The 13304-nt window shown below is 30.7% G+C and carries 14 protein-coding genes; 9 read left to right on the top strand and 5 right to left on the bottom strand.

Going from position 1 to position 13304, the window contains the following annotated elements; genetic code table 11:
• The first annotated feature begins 3 nt into the window (after positions 1-3).
• Complete coding sequence (locus ABJ974_RS13255) at positions 4-708, top strand: winged helix-turn-helix domain-containing protein (RefSeq protein WP_419868715.1); 705 nt, start codon at positions 4-6, stop codon at positions 706-708.
• 228 nt (positions 709-936) lie between these two features.
• Positions 937-1626, top strand: a complete 690-nt coding sequence (locus ABJ974_RS13250; RefSeq protein ID WP_419868714.1) for a hypothetical protein — start codon at positions 937-939, stop codon at positions 1624-1626.
• Between the two features lie 331 nt (positions 1627-1957).
• On the opposite strand, the gene ABJ974_RS13245 is transcribed toward ABJ974_RS13250, so the two are convergent.
• Positions 1958-2716: an IS3 family transposase gene (locus ABJ974_RS13245; RefSeq protein WP_419868713.1), complete on the bottom strand. Its 759-nt coding sequence runs from the start codon at positions 2714-2716 to the stop codon at positions 1958-1960.
• Between the two features lie 47 nt (positions 2717-2763).
• Positions 2764-2958 (bottom strand): transposase, encoded by a 195-nt coding sequence (locus ABJ974_RS13240; protein WP_419868712.1) that lies wholly within the window; start codon positions 2956-2958, stop codon positions 2764-2766.
• 65 nt (positions 2959-3023) lie between these two features.
• On the opposite strand from ABJ974_RS13240, the gene ABJ974_RS13235 reads away from it, so the two are divergent.
• The 5 genes from ABJ974_RS13235 to ABJ974_RS13215 all read left to right on the top strand — a co-directional run bounded on the left by ABJ974_RS13235 (position 3024) and on the right by ABJ974_RS13215 (position 5444).
• Positions 3024-3245 carry a glycoside hydrolase family protein gene (locus ABJ974_RS13235; protein ID WP_419870975.1) on the top strand — a complete coding sequence of 74 codons (222 nt, stop codon included), beginning with the start codon at positions 3024-3026 and terminating at the stop codon, positions 3243-3245.
• A 72-nt stretch (positions 3246-3317) separates the two neighbouring features.
• Positions 3318-3809, top strand: a complete 492-nt coding sequence (locus ABJ974_RS13230) for a hypothetical protein (RefSeq protein ID WP_419868711.1) — start codon at positions 3318-3320, stop codon at positions 3807-3809.
• Positions 3810-4185: 376 nt separating this feature from the next.
• Positions 4186-4416, top strand: coding sequence for a type II toxin-antitoxin system antitoxin SocA domain-containing protein (locus ABJ974_RS13225; protein ID WP_419868710.1), 231 nt, complete (start codon positions 4186-4188; stop codon positions 4414-4416).
• Positions 4400-4606, top strand: a complete 207-nt coding sequence (locus tag ABJ974_RS13220; RefSeq protein WP_419868709.1) for a hypothetical protein — start codon at positions 4400-4402, stop codon at positions 4604-4606. Before ABJ974_RS13225 ends, ABJ974_RS13220 begins: the two co-directional genes overlap by 17 nt.
• 448 nt (positions 4607-5054) lie before the next feature.
• Entirely contained in the window at positions 5055-5444 is a 390-nt protein-coding gene (locus tag ABJ974_RS13215; protein WP_419868708.1) for a YciI family protein, read from the top strand.
• A gap of 557 nt (positions 5445-6001) precedes the next feature.
• Here the strand turns inward: ABJ974_RS13215 and ABJ974_RS13210 are convergent.
• The gene (locus ABJ974_RS13210) at positions 6002-6808 is read right to left on the bottom strand and encodes a hypothetical protein (protein WP_419868707.1); all 807 of its coding nucleotides are present in this window, start codon (positions 6806-6808) and stop codon (positions 6002-6004) included.
• Between the two features lie 1675 nt (positions 6809-8483).
• Here ABJ974_RS13210 and ABJ974_RS13205 point away from each other — a divergent pair.
• Entirely contained in the window at positions 8484-9173 is a 690-nt protein-coding gene (locus tag ABJ974_RS13205; protein WP_419868706.1) for a hypothetical protein, read from the top strand.
• 1093 nt (positions 9174-10266) lie between these two features.
• Here ABJ974_RS13205 and ABJ974_RS13200 read toward each other — a convergent pair.
• Both ABJ974_RS13200 and ABJ974_RS13195 read right to left on the bottom strand, forming a co-directional pair.
• The gene (locus ABJ974_RS13200; protein ID WP_419868705.1) at positions 10267-10770 is read right to left on the bottom strand and encodes a DinB family protein; all 504 of its coding nucleotides are present in this window, start codon (positions 10768-10770) and stop codon (positions 10267-10269) included.
• A gap of 444 nt (positions 10771-11214) precedes the next feature.
• Positions 11215-11460, bottom strand: a complete 246-nt coding sequence (locus ABJ974_RS13195) for a helix-turn-helix domain-containing protein (RefSeq protein ID WP_419868704.1) — start codon at positions 11458-11460, stop codon at positions 11215-11217.
• A gap of 273 nt (positions 11461-11733) precedes the next feature.
• Between ABJ974_RS13195 and ABJ974_RS13190 the strand changes: the two genes are divergently transcribed.
• Positions 11734-13299, top strand: a complete 1566-nt coding sequence (locus ABJ974_RS13190) for a T9SS type A sorting domain-containing protein (RefSeq protein ID WP_419868703.1) — start codon at positions 11734-11736, stop codon at positions 13297-13299.
• Positions 13300-13304: the final 5 nt, after the last annotated feature.

Here is a 13304-nt window from a genome sequence, read left to right as displayed (position 1 = left end):
AGAATGAAAACAGAAAGAAAACCTACAACAGGAGACAATAAAGGTTTACAAAAGTTGACAGAATCAGAAAATAAATTGAATGCTGTTCTGGCTCTGGAAAGGATTACTCCCGAAGATATTAAAGACCTCACAAGGGAAGAAAGAAACAAACTAGGTGAAATCCTTACCCATAAGCTCAATATCCTGACAGATGATGAAAAAGCAAAATTATATGATCAGGTAGTAGAAATAATGGACCCTCGGACTAAAAATGAAATCTGGGAATTTAACCATATCAATATGATGTGGGGAATTTCCGCCCTAATTCAGGAAAAAGGAAGAATGCCTAACAAAACGGAAATAGCCAATAAAATAGGGATCAGCAGACAGACTGTTCACAAGCATTTAAAAGAATATAAAGAAAGTCCCTATTATAAAGATTTTCAGGCACAATTTGAGATCATGCACTCTAAAATCATGACAACAGTCTTTCAGCTTGCAGTAAAGGGGGACATAAAAGCATGTCGGTTATATTTGGAATGTATTGGAGGTTTAAAAGGCTCATCTTCTGGAAATAGTTCTAATAATACCTTAGTGCAGAACCAGAATAATTATATTCAGATTAACGGAATGGTCTTAAGCCAAGAAACCGTTAAAAACCTCAATCCTGAACAGCTTAATACCATTGAAGGGATTTTAAAAACTATTGAAGTTAAAGAAGTGAAATAAATTGAAGTAATTCTGTTGTGGTTTGTTTTTTTATGTGTTAATATATTATGAAAATATGAAAAATATTCCAAATAATATTTATTTTTATTTCATCATAAAGATAAAAACATATACAATACTTAATAATTCGCACACCTGATAAAGGATTATGTGGATTATATTTTTGGTAACTATATACAAGTTTACATAAATCGGTTCAAAAAACAATCCTCTTAAAACAGAATTACTATGTTAGAAAAAATACCAGAATACTTTTCCCTGAAACATTTTCAGAATAATTACTTATCAGCTTACCAATATAATATAGAAGACCAAGGGGTAACCTTTCTTGAATTTCATAAACTAGTGCAAACAAAATATCTTGACTTTTCTCGCAAAATATTAGATATATTTCATCATCAGAAATTTTCAGTTCTGGTGGATACCTATTTTGAAAATGAGAATTTCAGGTATTATTTAAAAGACACTTACAACTTTAAAAGAGAGGAAAAAATAAGTGGTGGAGATTTTGAAAAGTTACTTACACAATTTATTAAGGAGGATTTTTATATTATTGGTGACACTGTAATTAAAAACTTAATAGACATTCAACGTTTCATACAAAACGAAATAATAAAGTTAACTATTCAGGCGAAGGAAAACAAACAAATAAATACTCCTAAAAAAAGAGGGACATTGAAAGATACAGAAAAATTGGCTCTCGCGTATGTATCAGGCTTTATCGAAATTTTAAAAACACAAAATATGCCAGATGATAAAATAAACCGTATTATAGGGCTTTTCTTAGATAAGGATTCGAAAGAATTTGTTTATAAAAACAGGCTTAACATCGAGGCAAAAGAACCCTATTATCAAACAGATAAGTATACTGCTTATCAGTATATTGAGCCTATAAAAAAATATCTCGATGAATTGTAGACTTCAGGACAGACCCTAAAGCGGGACACAATGACAGGAAATTGATAAGGCAGGGCACGCCCCTTACTCAGACAGTGACAGCCTTAAACAAATCGACTTTGAAATCAGAAAACGGTTGAGGTAAACCACAAAGGGGGTGGTGTTTTTTAAGAAAAATAAAACCTGATTTTTTTGCTCCCCTGCCAGGGGAATACTTAACCTCTAAATCTCTTACTCCCACTAATTAATATAAGTGGCTGTTTAAAAGATAGTTCTTATATTTATATATTCATCTGTTTACTTTTACCATTTTGAACTTGCAACTATTTTTGAGACAAAATTTATATACACTTTATGCTACATTTTTAGATAGATTAGACATTAAATTTTGATACTCTTTTATGGTTAAATTCCCTAAAGCCGAATGTCTTCTTTGAGTGTTATAAAATGTTTCTATATATTCAAACACAGAGTTTTTAGCATGGTCTCTAGTTTCATATTTATTTTGATAAATAAGTTCGGTTTTCAGAGTTTTGAAAAAGCTCCCTGCTACAGCATTATCATAACAGTTTCCTTTTCCGCTCATGCTTCGAGTAATGTTTTTTCCGACTATTGATGTAAATTCCGTACACGCATATTGTATCCCTCTATCTGAATGGAAAATCAAGCTATCATGATCCTGTAAAGGACGGTGAAGTCTTGTCATTTTCAAGGCAGCAATACTGGTGTCCTGAGCCTTCATCGTCTCACTTAATGACCAGCCGATAACCTTTCTGTCAAACAAATCAATGACTGTAGTAAGATACAACCAGCCCTGACCTGTGCGGATATACATAATATCAGAAACCCAGACCTCTTTACTGCTTTTAACCTGAAAATTTTGATTTAAATAATTTTCAGCAACAGAGTATTGATGAGAAGAATTGGTGGTTTTCTTAAATTTTTTCTTTACAATACTTCTCAGGTTGCGTTCTCTCATTAATCTAGCCCCCAAAGGACGTGAGGCTCTCATTCCTTCTGCTTCTAGTTCTCGGGCAATACGAGGGCTTCCATATCTCCCACGGCTCCAATGATAAATACTGCCCCTGCTTACCTTTAATACTTCACACATCTTCCCGACAGGAAACACTCCAGCGTGTTCTTTGATAAATTTATATCTTACCCGTCTCTCTTGGAGAAGATGCCTACCGCCTTTTTTAAGATGTCACGCTCAAGCTTTGTCTCTTCCAGTTCCTTGCGTAGTCTCAATAACTCTTCCCTTATCGGATCAGAGAATATTTGTTTTTCCTTGCCAAGTTTGCCTTCTTTGTGAAGTTTTCGCCAATTAACTAGACTTTCATTACAGATCCCCAATTCTTCAGCTACCGAGGATACATTGCCTCGCTGCTCACTTAAAGATACTTAAACTCTAAACTGTAATTTTTTCTGATCTTTTTCATACTCTTAAAGTTAAAGAGTATAAGAAGTTTGTCCTAACAAAGGTAGCAACTTCAAAGTCCACATTATTACGAAAATCAAACAATAACTCCAACGATCTAACAATAAAAAATGAGTTCCTAAAATGGATAAATGCAGGAGGAAGAAAGATACAAGGGCTTGTTAATCGAAGAGAGAAGGAAGTGAAGGTTTATTTTGTATAATAAATAAAATGAACCTTTGGCATGATTTATGTTTATCAAAAACATAAAGGTAAAAATTCAAAATATTCTTAAATGAAGACTATGTTTGAAGTGAATTTGATAATAAAAATCATTTATTCTTTGAATTTTAAATTAGATATTTTTGAAAAATACCCTGCTTTATTATCTCATAAAACAGGTCAATGTCTATATTTTAAATATATAGTGTTTAAGTTAAATAAATCTAATAAAATTATTAATCGCTTTTTAAGTTTATCTAAGTCATTTAACATTATAATTACAGATGAATTATACAATGAATTTATAGAAAGTTTTGATCTAACAATGAAGCAAATTTATGATATAAAATATAAGTTTAATAATAGTGAAATATTTAATGATTGGCAAAAAGAAAAATTGAACAATATTTTGAAAAATTATTCAAAAAAAATCACAAAACTAAGAGCCGAAATAGTTAAAATCCATTTCAAAAATGAGTCAAAAGTAGAAGACCCAGATTTAATTCACTTATTAAGTAATTATAATAATATGCAGCTTAAAAAGTATTTAGCGAAAAGATATTAATGAGAAACCAAGTAAGATTACAGTTAATGGAAGAGAGAAGGAAGTGAAGGTTTATTTTAGTAGATAATTCAAAGTTTATTCAAACACGACGAGTTTTGTCGCATTTGTGTACTACATTTGTAGAACAATAGAAACAATCAATAACCCTGTAAAGTAGCTGTATAACAAATATGGTGCAAATCTAGTGCATTATAATGTGGTAAATTACTTCGGTGTTGTTTTGTTGGAATAAAAATTATGATATATCATAAGCTTTAAGTTTATATATATAATAATAAAATATGTTACCTGAATAGATTATAATTCTTCCCATGTAATGCTTTACATTCTTAACAAAGCAGGTAAACGATTGACATTTCACACATTATTCAAAATCATGTATTTTGCAGACTTAAAGCATTTAAGCAAATACGGACGTAAAATAACGGAAGATTGTTATGTGAAAATGCAAAACGATCCTGTTCCTTCAAAAGTATGTGATATTCTGAAGGGATCAAAAAGAGGAAGTAGTTTATTTAATATAATTGGGAGGTATGAAGTAGATGCAAAATGTGAATATGATGAAGATGAACTATCAATCAATTACAGATATGAATTATTTAGATGAATCAATAAAAGAGAATAAGGATCTTAGTTTTGCCATTTTAACAAATAAGTCTCATGGTAAAGCATGGGAAAATGCTGTGTTTTCTCTGAATGAATATTCTATGGCTAGAGAAGGGGACGCTGATGAAGATATGGTAAATTATATGAAACATATGGATAAATTAAAAAAATCATCTGTATTTTCAAAATGATAAGAATTGGGTCTGTTTTCTTTTTATATGTAGAAGAATTTGAAAAGAAAAAATATTTTGTCGTTTAGGTGAAGATGAAGAAAATTTATTATTTGCTTCCTTTTATGTAAATACTAAAATTAACTATAATTTTGTTGAAAATAAAGAGGTTGAAAAATTACATTTAAAGCTTGATTGTCTAGAATATCTATTCCTTAAATATGATTCTTATTTAAATATGAATTTGCCTTTTTCTGTCACAAAATCAGTTTTACAAGAGGAATATAAAAAGATAATGGCTGTTTGGTTTATATGCTGAATGATGAACAATTATATTTTCTGAGAAAGGCATTTAGAGAAAATCCATTGGTCAAAGGAAAAATAAAAAAGAGATTTAATTTTTTTGAAACATAAACTAAGCCTCTTATTCAATTAGAAAAAAAATATATAATTTAAAAAACATATACATATGAGAGAATTTATGCTATACATTCAGAATGCAAGTGATGCAAAAGAGAAGCTAACACCTGAAGAACATTTAACATTTATAAAAAAATGCCAAATTTATATTAATGAATTAAAAGAATCTGGAAGCCTTATTGCAGCACAACCACTTATAAGAGAGGGGGTTATTATTTCAAAAGATGATAATAAATGGAAACAGCTGAATTTATCTAATGATAAAGAAACACAGGTTGGATATTACCATATTTTAGCAAAAAATATAGATGATGCCATTATTATTGCAAAAAGTAACCCAGAATTTGAATATGTTCCATCTGCAAAAATCGAGATAAGACCTGTAAAAGTAAAAGAACAGGAAACTAACTTTGTATATCCTACAAAAAATTCACACTAAGTTTGAGATTACAGAATAATCTCAAGTTTTATGATATTTTTTTTACCTCTCTTTCGAGAGGTTTTTTGCGAAAAAGAGCCAAGAAGTAAAGAATTAATTAGAATATACACACATACTATATAAATAATCTCCTTGACTCTAATTAAGAGGATGTTAATTTAAAACATTATGTTTTTTCTTAAGTATTTTAAATTTACAATTATTATAAGATTATAAAGATAATTATTTATTAATTTTGAATATCGAAATAATTTTTTTTCAACATTTGTGTTTTTAAGCCTTTCATTGAGAGGCTTTTTTAGTATAAAAGAGCCAAGGGAAATTATATATAACTACTTCTTCCCTTGTTGTCATATATACTCCTTGGCTCTAAACAAAATAATAACAGTATACTTATGAAAAATATATCAGTTATTAAAAGTTAAGGGAGGCATTAATATAGTTCATTGCGTTTTATATCATTTATGTTTTGTCTCCCTTAACTTCGATAAATATATATTATATTAATTACACAAGTGTTCAATTCATATAATATATTTCGGATAATTGTATAATTCTTATTTAATTTTATGTACAGATATGGAAGTTTTTCCACTAGTTAATAATCCTAGGTTCATACCTCCAGTTTCTACACCAAATTCAATTGTCTCTCCGGCATTAAGTGGTACAAAGGAGTGTAAATTAGTACTTGTTACAGGAACGGAAGAGAGGGTTGTGTTTAAAATAGAGACTCTTACTGCATCAAATATTTTTTCATCAAATATTGTTGAGTTATTTTTTATAATTCCCAATTTTTTATCTCCCAATATTGTAAGATCAATCCCGCCCTGCAATTGAAATTCCAGATTCACTTCATAGATCCCTTTGAATGGGGCAGTATAGACTCCTGCATTGAGAAGTGAAGATGTACCTGTAATAACATCTGTTGAAGAAATATTTATTTTATTCCAGTTTGACCCGGAAATTCCTAAATTAACCAAAGACCAACCTCCTTTTTTTACAGCATATAATGCTGTTTCAGAATTATCAGTATTTGAAAGCATTAACCGTTGCCATATTTCCTTTTGGGAATCATAATAATAATATCCTGTTTCTGTAACATTCACTGTTTTGGAGGATGGAATATCAACGGAATTGGTTACATATACCATAGCCCCATTTTGATTAGTTCCATAGATATTATCTTTCATTTTTAATTGATTTCCTGTAATACGGGGCGGTAACAGACCATCTACTAATAATAAATTATTGGGAGAGCCTACTATATCTAAAGTAGCTGCAGGGTTTTCAGTATTGATCCCTATCTGTCCATATATTACGGACGTAATAAATGAAAATAGTATTAAAAAGTGATTCTTATTCATGATGTAAATTTTAGATGTTAAAAATTAGAATCTAAAGGAACGTTTCTTCAGAATGACTATTTGGTTAACTATTTTAACCGGATATAAGTAAATGCATTTATTAACTATTGTAAATGTATGTTATTTCATATATTTACAATAGTAATTGTTAATGATAATTGTCATTTGTGATTAATGTCATTAAATAAATAATGAAATAATTAAAAGCTCAAAATTTTATTAATATTTTTATCTAAGAATTAGATGATAAGCTGGTAAAGCTTATTTTGTCTCAAGTCATTTACCTCTAGAATTATCTAGGATTTTTATTTTTAGTATTAAATAAATGTTTTTATTTTGCAATGTTTACATTTATTAAATTTATAGCCGAGAAATGCTGCTTTTTCAACATTAATGTACTTTTTTAGGTGCTTTGTCGGAGAGGTTTTTTAGAAAAAGAGCCAAGGAATGAGGATGATAATGAGGGAAATATATAAAATTACCTTGGCTCTAAGTTAAATAGAGATTTTGACTTGCAAATAGTATGCTATTCATGTTTGCCCTCCTTAACATTCTCTAAATTTATATAATTTTTATTGTTTAATAAATATGAAATTAATCATGATTAAATTATATTACATGAATAACGAAAAAATTACAACTATGGGTTATTAATTGTAATTTTATCTGGAGGTTAGGTAATAAGTCTTACGACTAATTTTTTTATTGAGCGAGCACTCACAGCACTCCCCGGGTAATTCCGGGGATTTTTTATTTAAAATTTCAACTTAATTTTAAAAGTGTTGATAAGAGAAATGTAAGCAAACTATAATTTATAAAGGCTAAGGGGAAAATTAAGCCTAACAATCAATAACACAATCTTATTTAAAGAGGCCCCCCTTAGCCAGTTCTATCCTTATCTTATTTTATAAATATAAAAAATATTATTAATAAGTTGTTGATTGTTTGAAATAACAACAATTAGTTTGTTTTTTAATGAAAATAGTGCTTTTATAATAAACAAACAAAGCTACATGGAAGTTATCTGTCAAAAACAATTGATTAGTGCATTTTCTATATGAAAGCTTTCTAATGAAATTCTAATTTTTTTCTATTAATCCTCTAACTGTCTAGAAGAAATAAACCACTGATCTTTGCACCCCATTTTGTAATAGAAGTGTAAGAAGTGATAGTTTAAACATAAATCAAATTAAATATTGAATATAATGATGATCAATACAAATAGAGTCGGCCACAATTATAGTAGCTCCATCATTTCTTGCCGCAACATCTTTGTTCCTAATGTATTCCTACGGTAACTCCAAAGAAGAAGAACCACGGACATACTCCAGGTTATACCATCAAAGGAGAGATGATAGTTTTAACAAAATACCTAAATATAAAATCTTAGCTGGATTTCAACACCATAACCGAATAGGATTTTGTAATGAAACTGACCACAATGAGCCCTCACGATAAAAGTTCAATAATAAATTCCAATAATCGAATTTAAAAACTATGAATAATGATCTAGATTGTATATTCTAGATATAATTTTAAGCATATTTCAAAATATTAACATATGCATAACATAATAAATGATAAAAATAATAATTTTAAAATATAATAAGAGTATGGAAATTTTTTCAAAACTAGAAGTGTGTGTGTTATTTTTATTTTCACTTTTCACACAATTATGGCTCAAGTGGGCATTAATACAAGTAATCCCAATGCCGACGCTGTCCTGGATTTAGTTTCAGACAATAAAGGATTTCTTCCTCCAAGAATAGCCTTAACCTCTACTTCTCTACCATCACCTTTGGCTTCTCACGTAGCTGGAATGGTTGTTTATAATACGTCCTCTATAAATGGATTATCTCCTGGTTTATATATAAATGACGGAACCAAATGGGGAGAACTGAATGTAATTTCGGATACCGAGGGGACTGTATTAACTAAGGTAAAGTATGGAGGAAGAAATCTTGATACAAATGCTTATAATAAGCCAACTCTTAAGGTCCCCAGCATGAATCTTGAATTTAGATTTGCTACAACTTCGGGATCTACCTATCTTGAAGTAAGGTTATTGTCAGCTCCAGCTAGTGATGTAACATATTATGCTAATGAATTATGGTTTGGAAATACAACAAGTGGGGGTAAGCAGTCCATCACCTTTACAACAACAAATTGGAGTACTTGGTCTAGAGGTTTTTCCAATGGCATATGGAATAATTCATGGGGTTATCAATATCAAATATCTACAAAAGATGGCGTGGCACCAGGAAGTAATGATTTATTAGCTGGCAATTTTTATGGATTCAATAATTATAATAATGGTGCGGGGGCAGATAACGAAACTTATGTTTTAGCTTTCGAACAATATTAATTTTAAGAATATGTATGAACTTTAGAATGGTTACAATGATAATTATTCTATAGAAGAAGCAATGGAAACGTTAGATTATTCATGTGAGAAAATATAAAAATTAAAAAAATATTATCACCCAATAAAGTATAAGCACCAGAATGACAATGTTTTCAAAGTAAAAGACAAACACTCTTAACTGGGTGTTTTTTTATGTCTAACCGTCAGATTAGGTATTGACTAATTCAGTTAAATTAATATTCTTAAATTTATAACCAATAGATAGTTTTCCTCAATATCACGTATTTTTTTAATCCTTCTTCGGAAGGGTTTTTTATCTAAAAAGAGCCAAGAAAGTATTATAACTATTCCCTCATTGTCATATATACTCCTTGGCTCTAAACAAAATAATAGCGGTATTTTTATGGAAAATATACCAATTATTAAAAGCTAAGAGAGACATTAATATAGTTCATTGCATTTTATATCATTTATGTCTTGTCTCCCTCAGCTTTAGTAAATGTATGTAATATTTAATTAAAATAAAAAATGAAATTAATCATATGATGATAATTTTATAATTATTAGAAAAATATAATAAATAATTAATATTTTCATTATCATATAATTTTGTAGTTTTACAAGACTCAAGGGAGAGGAGACATAACATAATGTCATAACGTGTTTAAAATAAAATGGTATTCAAAATTAAATTAGCTCCCTCTTATAATTCGGGAATCAAGAAGATTGTTTCTATTTATATGTATGCATATGTATTAGTTAATTCTTTTCTTCTTGGCTCTTTTTTACTGAAAAACCTTCTGAGTGAGAGGTTTACTTTTAAAACTCAAGAGAAGTTATGGTGCTATGTTTTATTATTAACAATGCTTTCTAATTTTGATAAAATGGCTGAGATAATTGCAATAAATATTCCTCTTCTAAATACAGAACTTAGTATTGAATATCAGCTCCTATATTGTTTGGGCATTGTAAGCTTTTCTCTTGCCAAATACGGACCTATAAAGATTTACAGTGATTAAAACTTCAGTAATGCTTAAGAATAGACTCATAAAAAAAACCTGCAAATGCAGGTTTTCAAATTATTTTGAAATCATTATATATTTTGGCTTTCCTCATATGTTGGCCCATATAAAGACGGAACTTTGTTTCCAGTAGCCCTTAGATGAGAAATTAATTCTCCCCTATGGTGGTATAAATGATTATATAAAAAGCCTCTAATGACTTGTATCTTAGGCATAGGAGGGAAGATGTTCTCTCCGTTTGCTGTCATCGACCAAACATTCATATATTGGTTCTCATCTGATTTTTCAATAGCTTCTTGCGCCTTGGCTACATTTTCTTCAAATTTAGCAATAATGTTTGATATATTAGTAATATCACCTTTATCGTAAGAGTATGTTCCCATATCAAATACATCCTGATTAAAAGTAGCATTATACCAATTATATACTTCAGAAATATGAGAAGCCAATTCTCCGACAGACCAAAGGTGAGGTTGTGGACGATAATCTAGTGCAGAATTAGGAATGGCTTGTAGGAGTTTTCTTGTATTTTCTGATTCATATAAAAATTCTCCTATGAGGGCTTGCTTAATCATAAACTTTATTTTAAATTATGTTTTCAATTGTGTTATATCCAAAGAACTTAATTCACATTTTATAACAACGTGTAGAAGTAATTTGTTAAACAAAACTATCTAAAATTTATTTACTGTCCAAATAAAAGTTATTGTTGGTTATGGAAATAAGGATAAGGATTGGAAATCTCCCTTTCTAAAAATGAATATAATTGTATTAGAAAGCAAAATAGAAGATAGTTACAAAACAATCCTTGAACACACTTCATGCCCCTATAATAGGCTTTTTAATCCTAATTTTCTATATGAAACCTGCTCAAAGAATCAGCAAAGGAATAACCCCAGACTTAAATCTTTAATTTAGCGAGTCTTATAATTCGCCTTTGCTGATCTGTTAACTTATATTAGACAATATTATTTTTATTCAATCACAGTAACACTATGGAAACTAAAAGCATTTATCCTCTATTCTTTTCCATTAAATCCTTCTGAAAAAAACTCTTCCAAAGTCATATCAAAAGCCTTTATTATTTTAATAAGGGTACTGAATCTTAGGTCTTCCCCTCTTTCATATCTTCCAAATTGTGCTCGTGAAATATTATGCTCATAGGCAAAATATTCACAGCTGGAATATCCTTTACTAATTCTAAGGGATTTTATTCTTTCCCCCAGTTTTTTTAATACCTCTTCTTTAGAAAAATCTTTACTCATTTTAGTCTTATTTGGCAACTCCAAAGAATAAAGTTCATGGTTATTGGCACAGTATGGAGATACTGGTGATGTGTCCCTCTTAAGGGGATTTGTAGAACCGCCTAACGTTTAGAAAATAGCGGGTGGTTCTACTATTTTGAGACTGAATAAATTAAATAAAGAATAATTAAACTAAAAATGATTCCGTAGAATTACTAATGAAAAACCGTGAAATCCCTGAATGGGAATTTTATAAATCTACATACTTTAGGACCCATTAAAATAAAAATGCCTATGAAAAACAATTATTTCTGTGCACTAACACTATGTGCATTTTTAAATCTTTCAGCTCAACAGGTCGTCTGGCAGAAAGACATTCAATCCAATACTCAGGATTTTTTAAGTCAGGTTACCACTACCATTGATCAGCAGTATTTAATCTCGGGAAGTGTTATTCAGAGCAGTAAGTCTGAAGCTTCAGCAGGTAATCAGAATAACGGTTACGATTACCATTTAATCAAATTGAATCAGCAGGGAGAACAGGTCTGGGAGAAATATTTCTCAGGGAATAATCATGATTTTCTTTCAGCAACAGTGGCTACTCAGGAAGGAGGGTTTTTGCTGGCAGGGACCTCCCACTCTTCAAAAGGTTTAGATAAAAAAGAAGACCCTAAAGGCGGTTCAGACATTTGGCTGATTAAGCTCAATGAGCATGGTGATGAATTATGGCAGAAGACTTTAGGAACCAGCTCAGATGAAGAAGCGAGAGCTGTAGTTCAGACTACTGATTTAGGTTATGTAGTAGCAGGAAGTATTCAGAACTCCTCCAAAGGTTATGGTTCCAAAGATGTTTGGGTAATCAGACTGGATAAAGATGGAAAAGAACTCTCTCAGCTTATATTAGGAGGGAGAGGCTTGGATGAAGTAGAGAAGATGATTCCTACAAGGGATGGAGGAGTACTCTTAGGGATGTATTCAAGAAGCGGAAATTCAGAAGGAAAGAAGACAGAAAATTACGGAGAAGGTGATTACTGGCTGGTAAAGCTCAATAAAGACGGTAAGGTAGAATGGGAGAAGAACTATGGAGGAAATGGAGATGATCATCTGAGAACGTTGGCTTTAACATCAACAGGTTATATAGTAGGCGGAGAATCCAGATCAGAAAGGTCAGGAAACAAGACGGTAGGAATAGAAGAAGGGACGGACTTATGGTTACTATCCTTAAATGACAAAGGTGAGGATTTATGGCAGAAGTCTTATAGTTTTAAGAACAGGGATGTACTGATGGGAATGAGTGTAATTAATGGGCAGAGTCAAGATACAAGAACCAAGAACCAAGAAGGAACTAAAGGTATCTTGTTGGGAGGTTATACTCAGGCAGAAGGAAGGATAGAGGCAGATGATGAGACGTTTTGGATGCTATACCTGAACGATAGAGGAGAGGAGCAATGGAGAAAGCATGTGAAGGGGGAATCAAGGAAGAAAGAGGAACGGCTGGCAGCCGTGGCAGTTAGCAGAGATGGTTCTATAGTTTTAGCAGGAACAAGTGCTGAAGAATTAGGCAAGGAGAACTGGAAGATCGTGAAGTTGGGAGATCAGCAGATAGATCAGCTCATAGAGAAGCAGGATATAAAGATTTATCCAAATCCTGTATTAGATTATGCTTATGTAGAAATAGGTTATGATTTTAAGGAGGCAGATATACTGTTGTATGATATGAGTGGCAGACAACTTCAAAGTATAAAAACCAAGAATAAGGTTACTAAGTTGAACACACAATCTTTGATACAGGGAGCTTATTTGGTAGTGATCAAGACAGATGCTAACAAAATGGCTAATGCTAAACTCATAAAGAAATAAACTAA

This window comes from Chryseobacterium sp. CT-SW4, from assembly GCF_048572715.1.
Classification (GTDB): domain Bacteria; phylum Bacteroidota; class Bacteroidia; order Flavobacteriales; family Weeksellaceae; genus Chryseobacterium.
Note: the sequence above shows the minus strand (reverse complement) of the source record. Positions and strands in the feature narration are given on the sequence as shown.

Excerpts from the sequence above, each read along its gene's own strand:
- ABJ974_RS13255 (WP_419868715.1), top strand. The coding sequence starts at position 4 with ATGAAAACAGAAAGAAAACCTACAACAGGAGACAATAAAGGTTTACAA.
- ABJ974_RS13250 (WP_419868714.1), top strand. The coding sequence starts at position 937 with ATGTTAGAAAAAATACCAGAATACTTTTCCCTGAAACATTTTCAGAAT.
- ABJ974_RS13245 (WP_419868713.1), bottom strand. The coding sequence starts at position 2,716 with ATGTGTGAAGTATTAAAGGTAAGCAGGGGCAGTATTTATCATTGGAGC.
- ABJ974_RS13230 (WP_419868711.1), top strand. The coding sequence starts at position 3,318 with ATGAAGACTATGTTTGAAGTGAATTTGATAATAAAAATCATTTATTCT.
- ABJ974_RS13225 (WP_419868710.1), top strand. The coding sequence starts at position 4,186 with ATGTATTTTGCAGACTTAAAGCATTTAAGCAAATACGGACGTAAAATA.
- ABJ974_RS13220 (WP_419868709.1), top strand. The coding sequence starts at position 4,400 with ATGAATTATTTAGATGAATCAATAAAAGAGAATAAGGATCTTAGTTTT.
- ABJ974_RS13215 (WP_419868708.1), top strand. The coding sequence starts at position 5,055 with ATGAGAGAATTTATGCTATACATTCAGAATGCAAGTGATGCAAAAGAG.
- ABJ974_RS13210 (WP_419868707.1), bottom strand. The coding sequence starts at position 6,808 with ATGAATAAGAATCACTTTTTAATACTATTTTCATTTATTACGTCCGTA.
- ABJ974_RS13205 (WP_419868706.1), top strand. The coding sequence starts at position 8,484 with ATGGCTCAAGTGGGCATTAATACAAGTAATCCCAATGCCGACGCTGTC.
- ABJ974_RS13200 (WP_419868705.1), bottom strand. The coding sequence starts at position 10,770 with ATGATTAAGCAAGCCCTCATAGGAGAATTTTTATATGAATCAGAAAAT.
- ABJ974_RS13195 (WP_419868704.1), bottom strand. The coding sequence starts at position 11,460 with ATGAGTAAAGATTTTTCTAAAGAAGAGGTATTAAAAAAACTGGGGGAA.
- ABJ974_RS13190 (WP_419868703.1), top strand. The coding sequence starts at position 11,734 with ATGAAAAACAATTATTTCTGTGCACTAACACTATGTGCATTTTTAAAT.